The sequence below is a fragment of the Methanobacterium sp. SMA-27 genome (assembly GCF_000744455.1).
Lineage (GTDB): Archaea > Methanobacteriota > Methanobacteria > Methanobacteriales > Methanobacteriaceae > Methanobacterium_B.
Genome location: NZ_JQLY01000001.1, coordinates 234,052 through 258,067 on the forward strand (window position 1 = coordinate 234,052; position 24,016 = coordinate 258,067).

The 24,016-nt window shown below is 34.7% G+C and carries 26 protein-coding genes and 1 pseudogene; 11 read left to right on the top strand and 16 right to left on the bottom strand.

Translation table 11 applies throughout. From position 1 onward, the window contains the following. The first annotated feature begins 35 nt into the window (after nt 1-35). Both DL91_RS01200 and DL91_RS01205 read left to right on the top strand, forming a co-directional pair. A complete protein-coding gene (locus DL91_RS01200) occupies nt 36-257 on the top strand; it encodes a hypothetical protein (RefSeq protein ID WP_048189886.1) in 222 nt (73 codons plus the stop codon). A gap of 311 nt (nt 258-568) precedes the next feature. Further along, nucleotides 569-940: a zinc ribbon domain-containing protein gene (locus tag DL91_RS01205; RefSeq protein ID WP_231551478.1), complete on the top strand. Its 372-nt coding sequence runs from the start codon at nt 569-571 to the stop codon at nt 938-940. Nucleotides 941-986: 46 nt separating this feature from the next. Here the strand turns inward: DL91_RS01205 and DL91_RS01210 are convergent, their stop codons facing one another. From DL91_RS01210 to DL91_RS01255, 10 genes and pseudogenes are all read right to left on the bottom strand, one after another. Further along, on the bottom strand, nt 987-2,249 hold the full coding sequence (locus DL91_RS01210) for a methanogenesis marker 16 metalloprotein (RefSeq protein ID WP_048189888.1): 1,263 nt from the start codon (nt 2,247-2,249) through the stop codon (nt 987-989). A 162-nt stretch (nt 2,250-2,411) separates the two neighbouring features. After that, complete coding sequence (gene alaS, locus DL91_RS01215; protein WP_048189889.1) at nt 2,412-5,126, bottom strand: alanine--tRNA ligase; 2,715 nt, start codon at nt 5,124-5,126, stop codon at nt 2,412-2,414. Between the two features lie 369 nt (nt 5,127-5,495). After that, nucleotides 5,496-5,795: a 50S ribosomal protein P1 gene (gene rpl12p / locus DL91_RS01220; RefSeq protein WP_048189890.1), complete on the bottom strand. Its 300-nt coding sequence runs from the start codon at nt 5,793-5,795 to the stop codon at nt 5,496-5,498. Nucleotides 5,796-5,846: 51 nt separating this feature from the next. Further along, a complete protein-coding gene (locus DL91_RS01225; RefSeq protein ID WP_048189891.1) occupies nt 5,847-6,845 on the bottom strand; it encodes a 50S ribosomal protein L10 in 999 nt (332 codons plus the stop codon). Further along, nucleotides 6,845-7,483, bottom strand: a complete 639-nt coding sequence (locus tag DL91_RS01230) for a 50S ribosomal protein L1 (protein ID WP_048189892.1) — start codon at nt 7,481-7,483, stop codon at nt 6,845-6,847. Before DL91_RS01230 ends, DL91_RS01225 begins: the two co-directional genes overlap by 1 nt. Before the next feature lie 203 nt (nt 7,484-7,686). Continuing rightward, nucleotides 7,687-8,175 (bottom strand): 50S ribosomal protein L11, encoded by a 489-nt coding sequence (locus tag DL91_RS01235; RefSeq protein WP_048189893.1) that lies wholly within the window; start codon nt 8,173-8,175, stop codon nt 7,687-7,689. Between the two features lie 7 nt (nt 8,176-8,182). Continuing rightward, a pseudogene (locus DL91_RS01240) lies at nt 8,183-8,617 on the bottom strand (transcription elongation factor Spt5); the annotation flags it as partial. Between the two features lie 79 nt (nt 8,618-8,696). Then, nucleotides 8,697-8,882 carry a protein translocase SEC61 complex subunit gamma gene (locus DL91_RS01245; protein ID WP_048189894.1) on the bottom strand — a complete coding sequence of 62 codons (186 nt, stop codon included), beginning with the start codon at nt 8,880-8,882 and terminating at the stop codon, nt 8,697-8,699. A 186-nt stretch (nt 8,883-9,068) separates the two neighbouring features. Next, nucleotides 9,069-10,157 (bottom strand): cell division protein FtsZ, encoded by a 1,089-nt coding sequence (ftsZ, locus tag DL91_RS01250; RefSeq protein ID WP_197050655.1) that lies wholly within the window; start codon nt 10,155-10,157, stop codon nt 9,069-9,071. Nucleotides 10,158-10,447: 290 nt separating this feature from the next. After that, on the bottom strand, nt 10,448-11,017 hold the full coding sequence (locus DL91_RS01255; RefSeq protein WP_048189896.1) for a pyruvate kinase alpha/beta domain-containing protein: 570 nt from the start codon (nt 11,015-11,017) through the stop codon (nt 10,448-10,450). Nucleotides 11,018-11,231: 214 nt separating this feature from the next. On the opposite strand from DL91_RS01255, the gene comA reads away from it, so the two are divergent. The 9 genes from comA (at nt 11,232) to larE (ending at nt 18,646) form a co-directional block, all read left to right on the top strand. Then, nucleotides 11,232-12,008 carry a phosphosulfolactate synthase gene (gene comA, locus DL91_RS01260; protein ID WP_048189897.1) on the top strand — a complete coding sequence of 259 codons (777 nt, stop codon included), beginning with the start codon at nt 11,232-11,234 and terminating at the stop codon, nt 12,006-12,008. Further along, nucleotides 12,005-12,781 carry an ATP-binding cassette domain-containing protein gene (locus DL91_RS01265; RefSeq protein ID WP_048189898.1) on the top strand — a complete coding sequence of 259 codons (777 nt, stop codon included), beginning with the start codon at nt 12,005-12,007 and terminating at the stop codon, nt 12,779-12,781. The genes comA and DL91_RS01265 overlap by 4 nt, the downstream gene beginning before the upstream one ends. Further along, the gene (locus tag DL91_RS01270) at nt 12,778-13,479 is read left to right on the top strand and encodes a GTP-binding protein (RefSeq protein WP_048189899.1); all 702 of its coding nucleotides are present in this window, start codon (nt 12,778-12,780) and stop codon (nt 13,477-13,479) included. Before DL91_RS01265 ends, DL91_RS01270 begins: the two co-directional genes overlap by 4 nt. Before the next feature lie 27 nt (nt 13,480-13,506). After that, nucleotides 13,507-14,193, top strand: a complete 687-nt coding sequence (locus DL91_RS01275) for a (Fe-S)-binding protein (protein WP_048189900.1) — start codon at nt 13,507-13,509, stop codon at nt 14,191-14,193. 124 nt (nt 14,194-14,317) lie between these two features. After that, nucleotides 14,318-15,232 (top strand): coenzyme F420-0:L-glutamate ligase, encoded by a 915-nt coding sequence (locus DL91_RS01280; RefSeq protein ID WP_048189901.1) that lies wholly within the window; start codon nt 14,318-14,320, stop codon nt 15,230-15,232. 326 nt (nt 15,233-15,558) lie between these two features. Further along, nucleotides 15,559-16,071 carry a transcription factor E gene (gene tfe, locus DL91_RS01285; RefSeq protein ID WP_369792042.1) on the top strand — a complete coding sequence of 171 codons (513 nt, stop codon included), beginning with the start codon at nt 15,559-15,561 and terminating at the stop codon, nt 16,069-16,071. 66 nt (nt 16,072-16,137) lie between these two features. Next, nucleotides 16,138-16,641: a TIGR00295 family protein gene (locus DL91_RS01290; RefSeq protein ID WP_048189902.1), complete on the top strand. Its 504-nt coding sequence runs from the start codon at nt 16,138-16,140 to the stop codon at nt 16,639-16,641. A 220-nt stretch (nt 16,642-16,861) separates the two neighbouring features. After that, nucleotides 16,862-17,512 carry a TfuA-related McrA-glycine thioamidation protein gene (locus DL91_RS01295; RefSeq protein ID WP_048189903.1) on the top strand — a complete coding sequence of 217 codons (651 nt, stop codon included), beginning with the start codon at nt 16,862-16,864 and terminating at the stop codon, nt 17,510-17,512. Between the two features lie 84 nt (nt 17,513-17,596). Further along, nucleotides 17,597-18,646: an ATP-dependent sacrificial sulfur transferase LarE gene (gene larE, locus DL91_RS01300; protein WP_048189904.1), complete on the top strand. Its 1,050-nt coding sequence runs from the start codon at nt 17,597-17,599 to the stop codon at nt 18,644-18,646. A gap of 70 nt (nt 18,647-18,716) precedes the next feature. Here the strand turns inward: larE and DL91_RS01305 are convergent, their stop codons facing one another. The 6 genes from DL91_RS01305 to DL91_RS01330 all read right to left on the bottom strand — a co-directional run bounded on the left by DL91_RS01305 (nt 18,717) and on the right by DL91_RS01330 (nt 23,898). Beyond that, on the bottom strand, nt 18,717-19,139 hold the full coding sequence (locus tag DL91_RS01305; RefSeq protein WP_048189905.1) for a hypothetical protein: 423 nt from the start codon (nt 19,137-19,139) through the stop codon (nt 18,717-18,719). 1 nt (nt 19,140) lies between these two features. Then, complete coding sequence (locus DL91_RS01310) at nt 19,141-19,977, bottom strand: CBS domain-containing protein (RefSeq protein ID WP_048189906.1); 837 nt, start codon at nt 19,975-19,977, stop codon at nt 19,141-19,143. 69 nt (nt 19,978-20,046) lie between these two features. Then, complete coding sequence (locus DL91_RS01315) at nt 20,047-20,493, bottom strand: universal stress protein (protein WP_048189907.1); 447 nt, start codon at nt 20,491-20,493, stop codon at nt 20,047-20,049. Between the two features lie 246 nt (nt 20,494-20,739). After that, nucleotides 20,740-21,189: a response regulator gene (locus tag DL91_RS01320; RefSeq protein ID WP_048189908.1), complete on the bottom strand. Its 450-nt coding sequence runs from the start codon at nt 21,187-21,189 to the stop codon at nt 20,740-20,742. Between the two features lie 159 nt (nt 21,190-21,348). Beyond that, nucleotides 21,349-22,629, bottom strand: coding sequence for a serine--tRNA ligase (serS, locus tag DL91_RS01325; protein WP_048189909.1), 1,281 nt, complete (start codon nt 22,627-22,629; stop codon nt 21,349-21,351). Nucleotides 22,630-22,746: 117 nt separating this feature from the next. Then, nucleotides 22,747-23,898 (bottom strand): amidohydrolase family protein, encoded by a 1,152-nt coding sequence (locus DL91_RS01330; protein ID WP_048189910.1) that lies wholly within the window; start codon nt 23,896-23,898, stop codon nt 22,747-22,749. Nucleotides 23,899-24,016 lie beyond the last annotated feature (118 nt).

Here is a 24,016-nt window from a genome sequence, read left to right on the forward strand (position 1 = left end):
TTAATAAATAATAATTATTATGTAGGATGATTCTCATGGACAAATCAACAGACAAACTAGGTGTTGAAATATATAATGACCTTAAAAAAGATTATTCCGGTGTTGAAAGAATTGATATGGAAAATGAAACTGTTTTTCGAATCTATGCCGATGATGATACACTCTGGAAAATATTTGAAGATATGATGAACGAATTTAAAAGTATTGAATTTGATGCAGGAACTAGTGAAACCCACTTCCTAAGAGTCATAATATAATTAGAATACAAAATATCAGTGATCATTATAGAATTAGGACAAGATACTATATTCTCCAAATCCAATTTAAAATATTTATTCTATTTACTAAGATTCAGGGGGTTAATGTTTTTGGGGTTGTTTTATATCCCATGAAGATCAATTCTTAGGCTATTAACTATTGGATTTTAAACAAGATTCCTAAAATGCTTTTTTACTCTCAAATAAAGTTTTTATGCTATGAACATAATATATATTCCACAGTAGAATATTAGAAATAGGTTATAATTTAAATTTGAATACGATTAATCGGAAAATTTTTGTTGGTAGAAATGATATGCAAAAACTGTGGTGAAGAAATCAGGAATAGAGAAAATTACTGTCCCAGTTGTGGAATGGAACTATCAGTTCCCTATTCTAAATCACTAAAAGAGAAATATATTGCCGGGGAATATCAAGACCATCAAGAGGAACACATTATCCGCAAAAATAACCAGACTGAAAATGAATATCGTCCTAGAAAAGATACTGCTGACTATGAGCAGTACGATGATCAAACACTAGAAGAATATGAAACAAAAGAATCGGGTTCATCAGGAATTTTTACAGTAACTTTTTTGTTTTTAATTATGGCCCTTCTTTTTGGTTTTGTTATTGGAATGATTATATTCTCAGGAATATTCACAGGAATTTCCAAAATTTAAACCCACATCCCTTAAAAAAAAATGTTAAATAATTTAAAAGATTATTTCATTCAAAACAACTGTTTAAAATAAAATTCCCATTTTCTATTTTTCTTTTAAGTTCGGCTGTTACTTCGCGTGCTCTTTTAATATCTGACTGTCTGCATATAATCGGCATTCCAATGGATTTATCATCAACATCGAATCTCACACTTCCAGATTCCATTGTAAATGCATTGTTAGGACATGAATATGCACACATTCCACAACCGAAACATCTTTGGGTGTTTAGAATATTTGTGTAAGCACCGGTAGGGCATCTTTCACGCACAATGCAAGTTTCACAGTTTAGACAATTTTCTGGATGATACACAGGTCTTTCGTCAGAACCTTCCCAAACTTCCCCATAATTTGTGGATCCTAATACTTTATGACGCCCACGTATATCTGTAACTGGGAGTACAATGTCTTTGTTGAGTATAAATGTTTGTTCTAAAGTACTTTGGTCTAGAATTGGTATTGCAGCAGCAACACTGTCAAATACTTCAGGTCCAGCACCTGTTTTAAAACCACCTAAATAATGGGGGTCCATATCTTTCATATCTGCCGTTAACATTAGATTAGGTTTTTCATTGCTACTTCTTGTTCCACGACCGATTACAATACCTTCGCTTCCGTTTAACAAAATCTTAGAACCTGAACATATGGATCTCATCACTGGATCATTTTGTAGAGGGTTCAGCTGACCACACCCTGAAACTGAAAGACCTTTAAATGGACCTTCCATATCTATAGCATGGAAGATGGATGATACCACTTCTTCTGACGGATTTGTAAATGAATTATAATTTTTGAAGGCTAATCTTGTCCCTATCATCTGGGCTGTTCCAATGTCTTTGATGCTGGTTGTTGATTTAAATATTTCACCTTCAGTTGATTCTACTTCAACTTCTATTTCATTTCCACCAACAATGTCTTTAAATAAGAATCCTCCACCATATCCACTATCGTAGATACTGTGCGCAGTTCCATATATTATCAAATCAACGGATCCAAGCCATTCATTTGGACAGGGTCCAGGAAATCCAGGTACACCGTTTAAAAAAATATTTTTTGCTTTTTTAAAAGCACCAGGATCCGCTACTGGAACATGGAGTATTGCAGCTGTTCCAGACATTATTCCACAAGTACCTGTGGTTACAACATCAACATCCTCTGCTTTGGGACTATTCCCTTCACGAACTAGTAAAGATACTTCCTCAGCTGTGAGAACTGTTGCATCTCCTTTTTTGATCTTTTTATTTATCTCTTCTATACTGCGGATCCTCATGTTGTTATCTCCAAGATGATCAATTATTTAACTATTGTTATAATAATATTTAATAATAATTTTTTGTTTTTATTCAACTTATATTTAAAGTATACAAAAATTGTGGTTGACAGAAAAGCTGTTATTGAAATATGTGACTAAAAAATAATAATAATGGGTTGATCAACCCAAAATCTCTTTAATTTTGGTTAATGCAAATTCTAATGCTTCTTGAATTTTATCAAAGTTCGGACCAGCTCCTTGTGCAAGGTTTGGTCTTCCACCACCTCCTCCACCAAGTATGGCTGCAGATTCTTTGATGATCAGATGTACCTTAACCCCTTTACCCATGGCATTCTTGGAGGAAGCACCAACGATCTTACCTTCACTATTTCCAATTATAACCACATCAACCCCACCATCTTTTCCCGTGATGTCGGTTGCGATCTTCACAAGTTCGTTCATGTCGGCCTCTACTACTCGGCACAATACGGGGGTATCACAAATTTCTACTGCATAGTTTACAAGACTACCAATCTTTAACCCTGCAATCTCTTCTTTGAGCCTTTCAATATCATTTTTAAAGCCTTTCCATTCGGTGAAAAAACGATCACTGGTTTTTGGGAGCTGTTCAGGAGGTACTTTGAATACATTGCTGCTATCATTTAAAAGATCATCATTTATTTGAACAGCCTTAACAGCAGCTTCTCCAGCCGAGAACTCAAGTCTTTCTACTCCGTCTTGAATCCTTTCTGTTCTTGTAATTTTTATAAGACCAATATCGCCTGTCTGTTTTACATGGGTTCCTGCACAAGCCTGAACATCAATATCATCTATTTTAACAGTTCTTATATTTGCACCTGGAACAACTCCTCCCTGATAAAGTCTGAAACCATACTTCTTTTCAGCTTGGGTTCTGTTCATCCATTTGGTGTGGACATGATAATTTCTCATTACAAGCCTATTTGTAATAAGCTCAATCTCCTGAATTTCGGTGTTTTCAATTCTTTTATAATGGGCTAGATCGATCCTAGACTTTTTAACACCTTTTTGGGCTCCTGCTTGCCATACATGATCGCCAAGTACTTTCCGGGCTGCAGCAACAATTAAATGGGTTGCTGTGTGATTCTGTGTTAGAGATGTTCTTCTTGATGGATCGATCTCTCCAGTAATACGTGATCCTTTGAATGGTTTCAATTTTGCAATGTCCTTTTGATCCATTCTATGGAGTACAATTCCCTGAACTTTTTCTGCATGTGTAACTGGGAATTTATCCATTTTATTCCCTTTAACTCGAATAAATCCTACATCGGATGGTTGACCTCCGCCTTCAGGATAGAATATGGTTCTATCGAGTATAACATTGTTTTCATGGAATCCAACTATTCCAGCTTCAAATTCTGTTTTATGTGGTTTGTCATAGAATATGAGATCAGTTTCAGGAAAATTCAGTTTAACTATTTTTTTCTGTTCTACAACTTCTTCTGCATGTTCTTCAGCAACCAGAGTGTAAAAGTTGTCTGGAACCGCTGCTTTAAATTTTTCTGATATTGCTATTTCCTCAATAGTTTCAGGGGGCATTCCATGTGAATCATAGAGTTTGATAAGCATTTCAACAGGTATTTCATCTTTATTTTCTTTTTTAAGATCTTTAATGCTCTTTTTAACTAGCTGTCTACCTTTTGAAATGGTTTTCCCATATCTTTTTTCTTCTAATGTCACAACATTGAGTATATGATTTTGTTGATCTTTGATCTCTGGATATGTCCTTGAAAGGAAGTCTAACTGTATTTTCATAATGTCACATAGTGACTCTTTGAGTTCAAGATCTTTCATGAATCTTATGGTCCTTCTAAGAACAAGCCTTGCTAGATAACCCTCCTTAACATTTGATGGTATAACTCCATCTGCAAGCATGAAACAAAGGCATCTGGTATGATCTGCAATAACATAAACTGCTTCCATGGGTTCTGTTGCATTTTTAAGTTCTTCTGCAGAGATTTGAAGTTTTTCAGCAACTCTTAGCCGGAGTTCTTTCAAATCTGCTATGTCTTCTATATCCATCATACCTGCGATTCGAGCATTTTCTCCAAGTATTTGTTCGTTTAATTCAACACCGGCAAGTTTTTTAAGCTTGTCTATCACTGGTCCAAATGAAGCATCATAAGCTGTGGGTGTTCCTTGAGATATCCATGCAAATCTTTCAAGACCATAACCAGTATCAACAATTTTGAGTGGAATTTCTTCAAGTCCTTCTGGTGTTGTTTTGTATTGGATGAAAACAAGTGTTGCAAGTTCCACGCCTCGAACACATATTTCATAACAGGGTCCTGCATTTCCCCCACCTTCCCACCATGATTCTATGTAGGTTATTTCGGATGGATCTATTCCTATATGTGTTATAAAATCATGACAGTATTTTACAGTTTCATCCTTCCAGTATACCATATCCTCTTCTGTATTGAATGCATGATGTGCACCCATAGTAAAGCATGTCATATGTCGACCTGTTCTACCTACATTATCAACATCGTTCAGCCTTATTGATGGTTGTGCAATAACCAGTGGATTTGCAGGAGGTTCAACAAGACCCGAGGTAACCCAAGGTTGGAAATCGTATATTGATGCCCCAACAAGAAAAACATCGTCTCTCCACCTTTTTGCGAGGACGGGGTATCGTTTGATTGGGGTGTGTCCTCTTTCCTTAAAGAAGTTATTGAATTCCTTCTGAATATCGAATAGATCATATTTTTTAGATGTTGCAGGGTTCCCTATGAATTCATATTTATCGCAGGGTGCATCCCCACAAGTTTCCCTATCCCCAATGGACCAAAAGTCATTTCCACAGGTTGCACATGTTTTCTTTGTATATCCTAGTTCTTCTAGCTGGCGAGACATGGTAATCAACATAAAATTTTTAATATTTATTTCATTAAAATTATTTGATTAATTAGTTTGATACAAGTTTAATTTAATTTATTATCAACTTTTCAATCTATATAGGGAATTTATTAAAATAGCTACTCATCCCTTTATTCTAGTTGATCTTATTTGGATAAAAACTTGTTTAAATATTTGTAAAATAATTTCAAAAAAAATAATCCTTAATAAAAGTATTTTTATAAAATTTATTGATCTAATTTTTTAAGTTGTTTAATTTTTTAAAAATAAGTTGTATTGAATTAATCTAAAAATAAAAATATTTGAGAAAGATCGACTTGCATTGAAAGTTATATAATGCTTTTGATCTTTAAAAAAAGAAAAGAATTATCCAAAGAGAGCGCCGAGACCGGCTGCAGCTTCTTCTTCTTTTTCTTCTTCGTCCTCTTCTTCTTCTGCCTCTTCTTCAGCGGCTGCTGGTGTTGTTGCTGCTGCGGCTGCTGGTGCAGCTACTGCAGTTTTTTGTATAGCATCTTCGATGTCAACATCTTCTAGAGCTGCAATTAATGCTTTAACTCTTGCTTCGTCAACTTCTGCGCCTGCTGCTTCTAAGACTTTCTTCACGTTTTCTTCGTTAATTTCCTGACCGGTTGTGTGCAATAACATTGCTGCGTATATATACTCCATTATAATCACCTCAAAGTTTAAATTTTACTCAATTTCATTAAATTAATTAAATCAGCCGAATAGAGCGCCGAGTCCTGCTGCTGCATCCCCTTCCTCTTCTTCAGCTTCTTCTTCATCTTTTCCTGGTTCGTTATCTTCTTTGGTTTCAACCTTAGTAGAGTTTGAACTCAGTTTTTCACGAATCTCGTCGTCTACTGCATTTTCATCCTTAGCTGATGCTTCGGCTGCAACAGATAGCATCTGTGCATATGCTCTGGCAAGCAGTATGTCCCTTGTTTTTGAATTTAATATTTCTGCGTTTAAAGCAAGGTTTAACGACTGTGTAGCAGCTTTCTGGAGTAATACTGGTACAGATTCCTTGTTGAATATCATTGCTTCTACTGAAAGGTTTAATCCCTGAGTAAATGCTTTTTGAATATCTGCTAAGGTTTTTTCCTCGTCTATTGTTAATATATCAGAGGTATAAACAGTTTGATCCTCATAAGCTGCACGAAGATCAATTCCAACTTCTAATGGGAAAATTTCAAGCCTTGTGAGTATGCTTGCAACATCCCTTGGAATAGGTTCTCCAGCGGCTACAATGGTTTTGTCATTGGTTATAACAATTTTTCCCTTTTCTATTTTTGCAGGAATACCACTCTTTTGAAGCTCACCAAGTATTGGACCTGGTTTAAATGCTGTATCTCCCTTAGGAACAACAATATCCTCTGGTGCTATACTTCCTGCCTTAGCAGGGGCTGCTGTTTTACTGCCTTCAAGAATCTTGTAAAGTTTAAATGGATTCATGTTTGTGAATATCAAGGCAGGTTGTCCATCCATGTGCTCTTCAAGCGCAGTTATGTTCTCTTTATCAGAGCTGTTCAATGCAAGGCTCATAAGAGTTTTCCTTGACATCTTCAGTGTTGCACTGTCTTTGAGTGATCTGCGCATTTTCTGTAGCTGAGGGGCTGGTATATCTGAAAGGTTAGCCATACCCACTACTTCATGGCTTTCAATTAGTTTCTTGAGGCTTGCTACTTCTTCTTTCTTCCATTCAGCAACATGAGGCATTAGATCACCTTCGCTACTGGACCCATGGTTGTCTTTACATACATGGATTTTATTTGGCTTCTACCTTTCTCAAGTTTCCTGTCCAATATATCAAGCACTGCTTCAATATTAGCTGCAATGAGCTCATCATCCATATCTTGAGTACCGACAATTGCTTGGATAACTGGTTGGTCCTTCATTCTAACTTTTGCTGTATTTTTAAGTCTCTCCATTAACGGTTCTGGTTTAGCTGAGGCCGGAACTGGCTTTGGCATCTTTTTCCTTGGCCCTAAAACTGGTCCTAGGAATCTACCCACGAAGGGCATGAGATCTGCCTGTGCAACGAAAAAATCATGCTTGTTTGCAACCTTTTTGGCTGCTTTCCTGTCTTTTCCAAAGGCTTCTAAATCTTCTTTGGTTATAACAAGATCTGCACCTGCATTTTTCGCTTGAAGAGCCAGTTCTCCTTCTGCTATAAAGACAATCGATACGTCTTTACCACGGCCACTTGGGAGAAACACTTCTTCGTCTATACGGTTTTCTGGCTTTTTCACGTCTAAATCCTTGATGGTTATTACAACATCAACGGATTGTGTGAAGTTTCTCGGCTTTGAATCCGCTTTAGCCTTCTTCACCGCTTCCAATATCTCTTGTTTCATCTAATTCCTCCATGAACTTTTTAATTAAAAGTTCACACGAATTATTTTCTTTGTACTGTGTTCCATGATATGATTTTGGCCATATCTATGAATTTGATTTTGTGAAATACTATTGAATTTTATTATGATAATTGAACTATCATTACATAAAAGCATGATCATTAGATTTGATCATCAAAAACTCAATTAAAAATGAAATAAATTTAGGTATCTTGGACGAGTGTTTCGTCGTAGACTCCCTGGTCTATCTCTTTCTGCACGTCTCGGGGATCTTTTCCTTCAACAGTTATTCCCATACTTACGCATGTGCCAATAACTTCTTTTGCAGCATTTTTATAGTCATTTGATAATAGTGCATCGAACTTCATACGTGCGATCTTCAATGCCTGTTCAACCTTGAGATCTGCAATCTTGTCAAGTCCAGGATCTTGTGATCCCTTTTCTAAATTGAGTTCATCAATGATCAATGCAGTGGTTGGTGGTGTACCTACTCCAACTTCAAATTCTTTGGTTCCTATGTCAACTACTATCTTGACTGGTACTTTCATGCCTTCGAAATCAGCTGTTTTTTTGTTGATCTCTTCAACTACTTGCATCATGTTAATGCCCAGCGGACCTATTGCAGGACCTAATGGTGGACCTGGTGTTGCTTTTCCGCCGTCTATAAGAATTTCTACGGTTTCTTTTGCCATTAATCTGCTCCTTCTGTATTAATCTAATTTGGTCACCTTTAACTGTAACTGGAATTGGAACTGCAGCCTCAATAAGTTCTAAGACCACATCTTCTTTTGATTCATCTATCCTAACAACTTTGGCTTTTTCTCCCTTAAATGGGCCGGATATAAGTTCTACAATGCTTCCCTTTTGTACTGAAGCCAGTATAGGTTCCGGATTTAGAAAGCTCTTTACCTCTTCGTAGGGTATTTCCCCTTCGATTGCACCCTTCATGTGAGGCACTTTAAAGGCGGGATTTTGCATATCAATCTTGGTTGATGATTCAACTAAAATATATCCCCTGAGGCTCTCTGGAACAAGGATGGAATTTACTTCAATTCCGCTGTTTTTAACATTTCTGCCTATTAGCCTTGCTACGTTTTTTTCTTGACCTACAAGGGTTCTTATTGCATAAATCAAACTATCACTAACCTTTAATAAATTATTTCTTAAACAGTGTTATAAATGATTTTAATATGATCTTGAAAATTTAATTCATCTAAATTTGACCTAAAAGTTGAGCGGCTATGCTAATTATAAAGCCAATAGCACCTATTATCAGGACGCCTATCCCTGTTATCTTTGCAACATTCATGAATTCTTCTCTGCCTGGTTTTTTGGACACATGCAGAACTCTTTGACAGAGTTTTATAAAATCGACGATAGATTTTTTATTCAAGTTCATAGAAATACCCACTTCGGTTATAATTATAGAGAATGAGAATTTTTAAAATTTAGATAGATCACATTAGGAGGGTATAGGTTTAGGGATTTATAAACCTTTCCATTTACTGGAAGATGGTAATCACTAAACTTAAGGAAAATGGGGTAGATGTTTAAAAGTGGGTTTTTGCCTTAATAAAATATTGGATTAAAAAACACCATCTATAAATTCTTCCAATGAAGATTCAGGAATACTTTCTCGTTGTTTTTCTTCAACGAATTCCTTTTCACCAGGCATTCCAAATATGTGCGGAGACTTTACTCCAGCAACAACAATTGTTGTCCTGATAACATTTTCAAGGTCTTCCTGTATTTGGGTTCCCCATATTATATTTGCATCTGGATCTAATTCGTCAGCAACTATTTGAACGACTTTTTCAGCTTCGTGCAGTGTCAGATCCGAGCTTCCTGATATGTTGATCAATGCACCTTTTGCACTGGATATGTCCAAGTCAAGAAGTGGACTGTTAAGTGCCTCGTGAACAGATTCTATTGCCCTGTCACCAGAGTCTGATTCACCCATTCCAATCATGGCCATACCAGATCCCATCATTATGCTTCTAATATCTGCAAAATCGAGACTTACTAGACCAGGTTTAGTTATGAGTTCGGTAATTCCTTTAACTGCTCTTCCAAGAAGTTCATCTGCAACCATAAATGCCTTGTTTATTGGCAGGTTAGGTGCGACTTCAAGTAGTTTGTCGTTTGGTATTACTATCACTGTATCTGCAGCACTTTGGAGCTTTTCAAGGCCTTTTTCTGCATTTTCTCTTCTTCTGAGTCCTTCTGCACTGAAAGGCATGGTTGCAACTGCAATTGTTAAAGCGCCGATTTTCTTTGCTAACTTGGATATAACAGGTGCAGAACCAGTTCCAGTTCCTCCACCTAACCCACAGGTTACAAAGACCATGTCGGACCCTTCAAGTTTTTCCTTGAGTTGTTCCTCACTTTCTTCAGCACTTTCTTCTCCGATATCAGGCATTCCACCTGCACCGAGTCCTCCACACGTAGATCTTCCAATCAACAGCTTATGATCCGATTTTGAATAAAAGAGATCTTGTGCATCCGTATTAACGGAAAGTGTGCCTGCACCTTCGACTCCTATCTCCGCAAGTCTTGAAACTGTGTTATTTCCAGCCCCTCCAGTTCCTACAACGAAAATTTTAGCCCGGCTTCGTTGGATAATCTCTTTAAGATCGCTGTCGATGTTGTCGTCATATGAATTGCACTCTTCCATGGTTGATCTTTCCTTTCTTTTTTCAGATTCCTTTATGGTATTGTTTATAAGAGATTTCAATTCCTACCCCCACAGCTAATGTTTTATTATGTTAATTGTGTTATTGTACTAACTTATATTTAAAAGCAACGGTATTTTTAATGATAATTTACCACTGAACTATGATTTTTAACCGATATCATTTAAATCTCATAGAATGTTATGCACGAAGCAAATGTGAACTTACTTGTTTCACTTGTTTCTAGTGTGAACAATCTGAAGGAAAGTTGGGTCATTGCATCCTCTCAAGACTAAGGTCTTGGCATTGCAATGATCTCATTTATTTTGAGGTCAAAGAAGTTTCCCATGTGAGCTGGTTTCAAAACAATAGCTGCATCTAAACCCTTTGCAGTTCCGCCTACAGCAATAATCTCTGAATCTGTAGGTATAAGGCCGGCATCAGATACCATTATACTTATTTCCACACCAACTTTAACTCCCTGAGAGAATAGGCGAAGAGTGGCTGCAATAACTTCTACAGGAGTTATACCTCCAAATTTATTGGATATTCCTCTTCCAACGCCGCTTAATGAATGCGATCCAACATAAATTTTTACACCCATTTTTTCTAATTCAGTTCTGTTTTGGGATTCAATTTCAATAGAATCATCGCCCTTGAAACCAGCATGATGTGTTACATTAACAATGTTTACTTTAGGATCTCCGATGCTTTTTGCAAGTTTCACACCAGATTTTCCTGATGCAGATGCAACAACAACATGATCGATACCAAGTTCTTTTCTCCTGATCTTTACCAGTTCAATTAATTTGTTGGTATTTTCTTCTCCAGGATTTTCGAAGTAATGGATAGATTTTTCCATGCAAACCATCTCCTCTAATTATTTAAATTATTATTTTGTATCATTATTGTTTAGTTATGTGTACTAGATAAATTATGTTTTTTATTACTTCCATACTTTTTTTTATATTGGTTAATCTAATTGAATAAATATTGTGGTTTAAGAAATTTTTTTATTGTTTAATTAATGAAAAAAGCTAACTATGAAAATATACATAACAAAGTAAGGTGATGCAATGAATGCATTTGATTTTCTTACAAATGATCGTGATAGGAACCCTGAAGAGGGTATTACAATGATGTTAGACAAAGGAATGGGACCTAACATGGTTGAAGACTTTCTGGAGATATCAGGATCCTATGTTGATCTAGCAAAACTTGGATGGGGAACTTCCGCTATTCATGAAAGAGAACTAATAAAATATAAGATTGATACGTATTTATCCAATGATATTATTCCATATCCTGGAGGAACACTCTTTGAACTGGCATATATTAAGGGTAAATTTGATGAATTTTTAGTTGAATCTGATAAACTAGGATTTAAGGCCATTGAAATATCAGATGGTACAGTTGATATTACACCCAAAGAAAGGGTGAGAATAATTCGTGAAGTTAAAGAATTAGGGTTCATGGCTTTAACAGAGGTAGGTAAAAAGGATCCAAAAAAAGACCATCATTTTACAGCCCAGGACAGGGTTAAACTTGTAAAATTGGACCTTGAATCTGGTGCAGATAAGGTTATAATAGAGGCAAGAGAGGGTGGAAAAGATTTGGGTATTTTTAATGGTAAAGGTGATGTAAAGGAAGACGATGTTCAAGTTTTTGTTGATAACCTTGACATTAATAAATTGATATGGGAAGCTCCCCAGAAAAATCAGCAAACTTATCTAATACTTAAATTTGGAGCCAATGTTAATCTTGGAAACATATCTCCCGATGAAATAACAGCCCTTGAAACAATGAGAAGAGGTTTGAGGGGAGATACTTTGGGAAAGGTGAATCTTTCATGATAGATAAAATAACCATAATAGGCGGCTACAACAAACAGGGAGAAAAGGAACCTGTAGAAGAAGTAGTTATAAAAAAAGGAGAAATATTTGGGGTTGTGGGGCCAACAGGGAGCGGTAAAAGTTCTCTTATAGGGGACATAGAGCAGTTGGCACAGAAGGATACATTCTCAAAGAGGAAGATCCTTGTAAACGATGAAGAACCAAGCTACGATGATAGAACTAATCCGCGGAAAAAAATGGTTGCCCAATTATCTCAGAACATGAACTTCCTAGCGGACATGAGTGTTGGTGATTTTTTAAGTCTTCATGCTAAGTGCAGAGGTGCAAGCAGCAAATGTGTGGATGCTGTAATAAGCCTTGCAAATACACTAACTGGAGAACCCATAAAATCCGACCATGAACTTACCATATTAAGCGGTGGTCAGTCAAGGGCCTTGATGGTAGCAGACGTAGCAATTATCAGCAATTCTCCAATAGTACTTATTGATGAGATAGAAAATGCAGGTATAAAAAAACATGACGCTCTTAAGGTACTTTCAGGGCACGGGAAAATAGTCATGGTTGTAACCCACGATCCTGTGCTTGCACTAATGACCGACAGAAGGATTGTAATGAAGTCTGGGGGAATGGAAAAGGTTGTAGGCACAACAGAAGCTGAAAAATCCCTTTCCAAAAAATTAAATAAAATAGATGAACTCATGTTGAGTTTGAGGGATCAAGTTAGGAATGGGGAAGTTATTGAAGACATTGAAATGGGGGATGTTGTATTATGAAAATGATAATTGTTGCAGGAACCCCTGGATCTGGAAAGACAGCAGTACTTATACATGCTCTCCGAAGCCTTAAAGAAAGAAATTTAAAATCATCAGTAGTAAAAATAGATTGTCTCTATACCGATGATGGTAAAAAATTCGAAAAAATTGGTATACCTACAAAAGTAGGCCTGTCAATGGATATGTGTCCAGATCACTATGCAATTTATAATATAGAAGACATGATAGAATGGGCAGATGAAAACGATTCTGAATACCTTATTGTTGAAACTGCAGGATTATGCCATAGATGTGCACCATACACTATGAATAGTCTGGGAGTATGTGTTATCGATGCTACAAGTGGACCAAACACTCCTCTCAAGGTGGGTCCATTTTTAAGTACAGCAGACATTGCTGTTATAACCAAGGGAGATATGATATCACAAGCAGAAAGAGAAATATTCCGGGAAAGAGTCCTTGAAGTTAATCCAAACTGCAAAGTAATAGAAGCCAATGGTCTTTCTGGTCAAGGATGTATTGAACTAGCAGAAGAAATGGTCAAATCCAAGGAAGTATCCCTTGATGAGGAGAAATTAAGACATTCAGCACCCCTTGCTGTTTGCACACTCTGTGTTGGTGAAACAAAGGTTAATAAGAAACACCACAGGGGAATACTCCGAAGAATAGATGGATTCCAAACATACGAAGGAGAATAGAGATCTAGTGAACCAAAGGGGAATGATATGAAGAACAATTCCATAAATTCAGATCAGAGATCGAAAGTAGTAAAATTATTGCCAGGTTTTAACTGCGGAATATGTGGATATGCTCGGTGTGATGAGTTTGCACATTCGCTCATGAAAAGTGGAACAGAACTTGGGAAGTGTAAATTTTTATACCAGGAAATATTCAATGAAAACAGAAATGAACTAGAAGAATTACTAAGGGAAGAACATATATTGCCTGCTGAAAAGAAACCAGTAGGCCTCTTGGATGGATATGAAGCAGATTTTATTTTAAACCCCCTTCCAGAAGAAAGTTCTTGCAGAGAAGTTCTTTATCCATTTACTAGGAAAGTCCTCAAAGCAGGGGATGTTGTAAGGTATAGGCCTCTAGGATGTCCAATAATACATTTTGCAAAGATATTAGACGAGGACAATGGGTTAATAACAGTTCATATGATAGGGCCATGTCATAGAATTGATCCAGATGTAGAATTTGATTATATGGATATAGGTGTGTGTATGGTGGGAGGATTTGAAGGGATTATAGACGGTAAATTACCAGCTGTTGGAGAAACCATAAGATTCCTTCCAGGGCACTGTATGATGCAGAAGGTTCACTCTGGAATTGTTGTACAACTTGTTGGTAGAAGGGCTGTTATAGAGGGAATAGACCTCAAAGTATGGGCACCTCCAATAAAAGGATGAATTTTAAACATATTTAGGATTCATTAACTTTTTTAAATTAAGTTCAGGATATTTAAAAATTACAAAATAAATAAAAATCTAATCTATGAAGGCTGTTTAAAGAATAATTTAAGGATATTTCGCCATGAAAACAGATAAAATTAGCACAGAAAATATATATGGGTCTGAATTATACTTTCAAAAAGACCAAGGCCCCAAAAATGAGAGCGAATATACTTTAATTCCTGTTAAAACAGATTATATTAAACCGAATGAGTCATATGATATAATTATTAAATGTTCAGCAGATCTTTTGACTAATGGCGATTTTCTTGTAATTTCTGAAACACCAATATCTGTGTCACAAGGTAGACTTGTTGATGAGTCTAAATTTAAAGCTTCATTCCTTTCATTTTTACTGGCGGATGTATGGTCAAAATATATATGGGGATATTTATTGGGGCCAATTTTCAGAATAAAAAGTAGAACCATCCAAAACCTTAGGAAACTGCCACCAGAAGCTAGAGTCCATAAAAGAGTCATATTGGAACATTATGGTTTGAAACATGCATTAAAACCAGCATCTGAAGCAGGAGTCGATTTGAGTAATGTGCCTGGGACAATGGTTTCCCTATTACCCGAAAATCCAAATGATGTTGCAAAGGATATTGCCAAGAAGATAATGCATGATCTTAAAATAGATGTAACAGTGATGATTATTGACACCGATGCAAGTTATCAGTTAATTGGAAAAAAGTTTACATCACTTCCAATTGCAGTGCCAGGCATAAAATCGGATCTTGGAATTTTTGGATATTTACTTGGTAGATTTGGAAAAATTTTAGGACCAACTCCTTTGGGAGTTTCGAGACCAGAAAAACTTGATACTATGCTTAAAATAGCTAAACTAGCAGAAGAATATCATGAAAATAATGAAAAAGATATAAAAACAGTATATGATATGGAAAACATTTTTGAAGGAGACATTACAGGAATAACAATTGAAATGCTCAATTCAGTTGAGCATACACCGGCTATTATAGTCAGAAGGCTCTTTTAATCTCTTATAAATCTATTTCTAATTAGTTAAATTGTCATCAACAAATTATAAATACTATTTGATAGTATATAGAGTACTACCAAAGTTACATCACCAAATTAAAAACAATTGCTATATTCTCTTAAAGCTATTGTTTGATTTAGTATTTTGTAATTGCGTATAAAACTCATAACTTTGGATTATGGATCAGTATTTTTGGAATAAATCTAACTAATTTGTATTAATTCGTGTATATCTACATGTCATAGTACTGTATGGTCAACTATTCCATAAACAGTGATTCACTTGAATGGTAGAAACTGTTTAACCATAATCTGGGAGTTAATATGTCATATAAAGGAGGGGCAGAAATGCTTAGCGATCCAACAGTTCAGGAAATTCTAATGGACATAACCAATGATGAAAAGAGCAGTGTTTCAATCATTGAATGTATGTTGAAAGGAAAGACAACGGATGAAGAAATTGCAGAAGAAACCGAAATTAGGTTGAACATTGTAAGGAGGGTCTTGTACAAATTATATGATGCTGGAATAGCAACTTATAAAAGAAGTAAGGATCCTGAAACACAGTGGTACACCTACAGCTGGAGATTTGAGCAGGAAAAGGTATCGGATATTATAAGCAAGAAATATGAAAAGTTTTCCAGAGAAATTGAAGAATCTTTGGAGTATGAAGAAGAAAATATGTTCTTTTTATGTCGAACAAACGGCCACAGATATAAATTTGATGAGGCATCTGAAAATAACTTCCAATGTCCAAAATGTGGCGGATCGCTTGAATATCAGGATAATTCTACTATAATAGTGGAATTAAAGCAGATGATGGAGAGAATTACCTGAATTCTCTAAATATTATTTTTTTTAATTAATTTAAGAATTAAATTAGATATTTTATGAGGGAAACTTTTGAGTTCAAATCCATTAAAAACATTAACAGATTTAAATTGCCCTCCTAATATAATAGAACATTCTAAGGCAGTATCTAGAAAAGCCCTAAGAATTGGTTCTAATTTTATGGATAATAATGGTTCTTATGTAGATCTTAAACTGGTTGAAACCGGTGCAATGCTTCATGATATTGGTAGAATTAAAACACACTCAATTAAACATGCAGTTGTTGGTGCAGAAATATTAAGAAACCTTAATTTTCCAGAGGAGATTGTAAACATCACCCTCAAACATATAGGTGCAGGAATACCTTCAGATGAGGCAGAAATACTTGAACTTCCGCCCGGAGATTATATGCCCTGCACTTTGGAGGAGAAAATAGTTGCTCATGCAGATAATTTGATGAACGGAACGATTGAGGTAAATATTGATTTTGTTTCAAAAAAATGGGAAAAAAAGTTTGGAAAGAATCACCCCTCAATTTACAGACTTAAAAAACTAGATAAAGAACTTATAAAGTAAATTTAGATTAATTTATTTAACAATAATTAGTTTTAGACTATTCTTATATTTCTCTTTATCAACCAATCATTCTAATATTTAAACTAATTTTAACAGATAACATCTACAATAAATACTGGACATATACAATATTCCATAACAATATATTATGTAAAATGATCTTTCTGAAATTCATATCCATATTTGTAATTTAATAAATCCTAGTAATGGAGAATTATGCTTGAAACCTGAAAATCAAAATAAAAATATCATAGTATTCACAGGCCCTTCTTTGCAACCAACAGAGGCTAAAGAATTTCTTGAAGCAGATTATAGGCCTCCAGTTGCAAGAGATGATGTAATAAAAGCTTTGAGGGATAATCCGGATATAATTGTTATTATAGATGGTGTTTTCCATAAAGCACCAGCAGTCTCCCATAAAGAGATAATGGAAGCAATTAAAAAGGGAGTTATTGTGGTTGGAGGTGCCAGTATGGGTGCTTTAAGGGCGTCTGAGCTAGATGATTTTGGAATGGTTGGTGTAGGTAGGGTTTATCATGATTACCGGAAGGGAATTATCGAATCTGATGATGATGTAGCTGTGGTGATCAACCCTGAAACATTTGAACAACTCTCTGAAGCATTTATAAGTATGAACTACACATTTAAAGCAGCTATGGCCAAAGGAATAATCAATAAATCAGATTTTGAAACTTTGATAAAAACTGCAAAATCAATTTACTATCCCAAAAGAAATTATAATAAAGTTTTAAAAGAAGTAAATATTGAAGAAAAAAGAAAAAAACTTCTACAAAAATTTTTAAAGGATAATACTATAGATGTTAAAAAGGAAGATGCTATTGCTGTTCTAAAATATGTAAAAAAACTCTAATAACAAGGTTAGAATTAAATGAATCAGAAATTTATTAAATATTAAAAACATTATTATTTTTATTATTGAAAAGGATGATATCCAATGGAAGTTGAAGTGAAACTCGAAAAACTTAAGGATTATCTGAAGGACAGGAAGTTGCTTATTGCATTTTCAGGAGGAGCAGACAGCTCATTGATTGCATTTATAGCACATAAGATGTCCAAGGAATCAATAGCTGTAACTATAGATAATGGTGTAATGCCATCAGATTTTATTGGAAATGCAATGAAAATTGCAAAGGAGATCGGTATCGAACATTCAGTTGTAAAAGAAGATTTCCTAGAAGATGAATCATTCCGATCCAACCCTCGAAACAGATGTTATATCTGTAAAAATAAAATGTACTCTAAATTAATGGAGATTGCTGAAGAAGATAATTTTGAAGTTGTGGATGGAACCAGTATCAGCGATCTATTAGAAGATAGACCTGGAATAATGGTTAATTACAATAAAAACATCAAAAGTCCACTTGTTATAGCAGGGTTCACGGCTGAGGATGTTAAAAACGCTCTTGAAACCTTTAAAATAAATTACTCTAAATCAACAACTTGCATGGCAACTAGAATATCAAAAAACAGCGACATAACACTAAAAAAAATCAACAGAATAAAATATGCTGAATCTCTTTTGAAGGGGCTTTCCGGGTCTGAAATAGTTCGAGTAAGGGATCAAGATGGTGTTGCACTCATAGAACTAGAAAATATTGGAAAAATCCTTAAATCTGGAATTCTAAATCATATCGATTCTGAATTAAAAGCGGTAGGATTTAAAAAAGTTACACTTGACATTGGTGAATATGGTAATTCAAAGAAGGAGCTAGTTGTTTACAAACCATGTAAAGATGAGGAACATAAGATAATGTTTGAAACAGAGCTTCCATATACAATAAATATAAAAGAAACATGTGAACAACTAAAAAAGATTGGAAATGTGAAATGTTCAGTTGAGATGGGAATTGCAATGTTAGAAATCGAGGATAGAAATGTTACAGTATTTAAAACAGGAAAAGTAGTTGCAAGACGTGTAATTAATAAGGAAGATGCTGAAAAATTGCTTACAGAAGTGTTGCCAAATATAAGAAGAAATATCTAAACTTAATTTAAGAATAAAAAGCCATTCAAATAAAAAAAAAAGATATTTGGATTAATTATAGAAGTAGGTCTTAAATTTCTTTATGTACTTCTTCTTTGAATTTCCTTCGGAAACTTGTCATTTTCTTGAAGAATCCCCTGGAATCAGTTCCGCCAAGAGTTATAAACCTTCCCCCAATATCCACATCCATATCATCTGCTTTTATATCGGTGATTTCCACAATAATTTCTGATGCATCTTCAAGTGCATCATTTGCACAAAATTTGTAGTCTATACTCATTTTATTATGGGGATAAACTTCGTTTAAAGCTTTTTTTATGGTTAGTTCCATGACATTGAAAAAGGTTTCAAGTTCAGGAGATCCCTCCCACCAGAGATTTGCCATTATTATTCTGAGGTTGATTGTCTGTATCGAAACATCACCCTTTCTCTTAGCGACAATCCTAATGGTTTCAGGATCTGATTTTATTTTAATTATAGGCGTTTCTGACATTTTAATCGCTTATAGCTTTAATTAAGTCAACAGCTCTCACTAGTCCAACAAGATCTCCTTCAACATCTATCACAGGGATCTGTTCTATATTCCGTTGTCTCATTTTATTTGCACATTCTTGTACAGAGGTTTTAGTGGTTACAATAACCAACTCGGTATTGGCAACATCTTTAATTGTTTTGTCACTAAATTTAAGATGATTTTTTATAACATAAAGTACACTCTTACTGTCCCAAGACCATTTGTCCCCTTCTGTGCCTACAGAAGTGTTGTGCACTGTTCTCTCAGATACAACTTCACTTTCCTCTATAAAATCAGTTTCTGTGAGTATTCCTGAAATTTTACCATCATTATTCAGTCCAAGAAGCACCTTAAGTTTGTAGTATCTCATTATCTCAAATGCAACATTCAATGGTGTTCCTTCCCAGCTGGTTGGAATATTCTGGATCATATAGTTTTCAGCCGGATCCTGGATATCCATTTTCCATAATGCTTTATTTATTAAATCTGAAGCAGTTACAAGACCTATTAGTTGTCCTTCCTCTACGATTGGAACCCTTCTGATATTATTTTCTATCATCTTGGCTGCAACCTCCTTTACATCATCATCAGGAGATGCAGTTACGATATTTCTAGTCATTATAAGTGCTATTTGTTCCTCATCTGGGTTTTCAACCAGATCCGTTCTTGTAAGAACTCCAACAAGTTCATTAGTTCCATTTTTTACTACAGGCAATCCTGATACTTTTTTTTCTCTCATAATTTCCAGGGCGTTGGTACGGTTACCTGGTACATGGACAAAATATATATCTTCGGCCATTATCTCTTTTACAAACATTTCTTAACACCAGCCATAATATAAAATTAATAGGTGAAGATCAATAAAAAAATCGTTTATTTACTTCATTTATTCAATATGCACAGCTAAAACAGGACACTTTGCAGATCTAACTACCTTTTCTGTTACGCTTCCAAGTAAAAATCTATCCAATCCATGCTTACCAGAAGTTCCCATAACAACTAGATCAATATCCTCTTTATCAATCGTTTTAAGTATCACATCTGCAGGAGAACCTTCTTTTGTTTTTAGGGTAACTTTTAAATCTCCTTCCTCTAAATTTTCTTTAGTGGCCATCTCAAAGATGTGTTCAAGTGCAACTCGGCCTTCTTCTTTCAGCATTTCCTTAATCCTCACAATAAGATCTTCTGCAGGTAATCCAACTAGTGAAGATGTTTCTATAACATTTAATGCAATAATTTCTGCACCACTTGCGCGAGCAATCCATATAGCATGTTCAGCTGCTTTGTTTGCGTACTCAGAACCATCTGTGGGTAGAAGTATTTTTTTATACATTGGTTCACCTCTTATGAATTATTAATACAGTACACCTTTTGAATACTTTATAAATCATAATGAATTCTATGGTTATTTGGTTGTCATATCATATAAATATTCAATTTAAAATTTCACTCATAAAAACTTATATTATCAACCAATTAGCTTGAATATGTTTTATTCTGGCATTTAAACATTAGATATTCTGTTGTATGTACAAAATAAAACCAGTTCAAGATGATTATTAAAGTAGGGTACTAATTTTTATAGTTCATTTATTTCATTTAACATTTCATTTGAGAATTTTAATATTTTAGCCTGTTTTTTTAATCTCTGCTCTACTTGGTGTTTATAAATTGCCATTTCTATAACGCTTTGTATTCCCATGTCTTCGAATGGTTTTAGGATATAGCCAAATGGTTCTGTTACTTTGGCACGTTCCAATGTTTCATCGTCAAAATAAGCTGTTAAATATACAATGGGAATATCATATAAGTCACGTATTTGTTGGGCAGCATCAATTCCATCCATTTCACCCTTCAGCATTATGTCCATTAAAACAAGATCTGGTTTTGTTTCTCCAGATTTTTTTACAGCATCATGCCCAGTAGTTGCCGTACCAATTATGGTGTAACCCATTTTTTCCAGTTTATTTTTTAAATCAGCTGCCACAATGATCTCATCTTCAACAACTAAAATCTTTGAATCGGACAATTATTGCACCCCTAAACAATTTTCAGCAACAAATTAAATCATAATTTACATCAATTCACACGATCTTGATACTATATAGAGAGTATATTATATTAAATTTTATGATCAAAAAAAATAATATAATAATTAAAACCTAATATTTGGATAAATTATATACTTTTAAATTTCAATAACAGTTTTACCATTCATGTAAGGGATCAAAACTTCAGGAATAAGTATAGATCCATCTTCTTGTTGATAGTTTTCTAGAATACAGCAAATAGCTCTTTCTGTTGCAATTGCTGTACTGTTTAATGTGTGACACATTTTTAGAGATTCTGAATCTCCCTGAATTCCATAACGGGTGTTTAATTTACGAGCTTGATAATCTCTGCAGTTGGTGCATGAAACTAGTTCTCTGTAAGTACCTGAACCAGGAAACCAGCCCTCAAGATCATATTTTTTTGAAGCATTATCATTTAACTCTGAAGAAACAATAGAAACTATCCTGTATGGAATTCCAAGCTTCTTATAGATAATTTCAGCATTTTTCAATAATTCCTCATGGATATCCTTAGATTGTTCTTCATCGGAAAAAACGAACTGTTCAATTTTTTCGAACTGGTGAACCCTGAATATTCCTAAAGTATCCCGACCATGAGATCCAGCTTCTCTCCTAAAACAGGATGAAATACCGCAGTACTTACGCGGTAATGTTCTTTCATCGATTATTTCCCCTCTATGAAGAGCAGCTAATGTTTGTTCAGAGGTTGCTATCATGAAAAGGTCTTCATCCTCGACCTTGTAAAGGGTTTCCTCAAAATCTGCAAGTTCTGCTGTTTCTTTAATTACATCATGTTTAATAAAAAATGGTGTTTGAAATGGAGTAAAACCCTTTTCAGACAGTATATCCATGGCAAATTTAAGTAATGCCATATTTAAGTAGACCATATCTGCCTTTAAATAATAGAAACGGGAGCCTGAAATTTCTGCTGCTCGTTTAAATTCTGCCCCATCAATTCCTTCAATCAGATCTACATGGTTGGATGGTTTAAAATTAAAATTAGGAATTTTACCTTCTTCAGAAATTATTAAATTATCATCTTCAGTTTCTGATATTGGAACATTATCGTCAACAATATTTCCCACTTTGTAACGATATTCATCCCTTTTTGATACAAATTCAGCGATCATTGGTTCTAGTTGTGAAATTTCAGTTGAAACTTCCTTTGCCCTGATTTGAAGTTTCTTTAATTCATCTTTGCCCTGTTTTCGTGCTTCATTAAACGAATGTGATAGTTTATTCCTTTCTGCACGAAGATCATTCAATCTTTGTAGTCCATTTCTCCATTTTGAATCAAATTCAATGACTTTGTCAACGTTTTCGGTTGTTCTAAAACGCTTCTTTTCTGATTCACGAATTAAATCAGGATTTTCTCTGAAAAGTTTAATATTTAACATGGTATCATCAATTTTATTATTTTTCTACTTAATTGTAATATATTCTATGATTATGTATTGGTTCATTCAATGTAAAAATTCTTTTTTTACAAAATTTGTAATTATGATTGTGGATAATTATCTTTCAAATACAATATTACCCTCTTTAATTAAAGCATTTATGTTTTGGGTTTCGGTTCTATTTATTAGGGAAAGGATTGGATCTCCAGACAATCCACTTACAAGCATTATATCTGCCAATTTACCCTCTTCTATTGTACCAATATTAAGTCCTAATGCTCTAGCAGGATTTATTGTTGCCATCTTAAATACCTCAACTGGAGGAATATATTCTCTGTAATAAGCCCTTGTTATTTTAAGTGCGAATTCCATCTCTGTAAACATATTAGGGGAGTTGAACATCAAGTTGTCGGTTCCCAGACTTACATTTATTCCTAGATCTAGCATCTCTTTTAGAGGGGGAATCCCAACTCCAAGAGAACCGTTGGATCTAGGGCATGAGACAATATGAGTTCCTGTTTCACTAATAAGTTTAAGATCATCGTTTAATGGTGATGTAACATGTACAAGTAGATCAAAACCCGCCTTCAAGGCCCTTTCAACTTCGGTTTCACCGGTTAATTCCAGTGAATTCATCTGAAGTTCCTCGTACTCTGCAACATGTATGGAAGATAATTTGGATTTTTTTCTGCAAATTTCTGTTATAGTGGCTGCAACTTCGTCGTCAATTTCACCAAATCCACTTAAACCTATTCCATCACAAGATTTAAGAATCATTTCTACTGTTTTTTCAAGTTGTGATGAATTATTGGAATTATAGAAAGATTCATGTCTTCCCAGAACTATTTTTCTTATGGGAATACCTTCTGTAGCTTTTTTTAGCAGATCAATACCTTTAAATCCTCCTTCTCTGAAATCAACAAAAGTTGTAGTACCTGTTTGAAACATTAAATCTATTGTACTTTTCATTGCATCGATAATATTTTGAGAAGATGTTTCAGCGAGTATACGGTGTTTTATTCCGTTTGGAGGTTTTACTATTTGGTCTATGGGATAACCATCTCCCAAATCCTTTGCAACTGAGTCACCAATGTGAACATGGGAATTAATAAGGGATGGTGCGGCAACACAGCCTTTTCCATCTATTATTCTACCTTTTAAAAGCTTTTCAGACACTTCTACAATTTCATTGTCTTCAATTATTATGTTTGCTTTACATATGTCCATGTTCTCACCGTATAGAACATGAGCATTTTTGATTGTGATCATTAGATTAAAGTATTTTTATTGTAGTATTTATTAGTTTTAGTATTTTTCAGAACGTTAAAATAAGCCAGTATATAGTTAAACAAAACAATGGTAAAAAAAAATAAATATTTTCAAATTA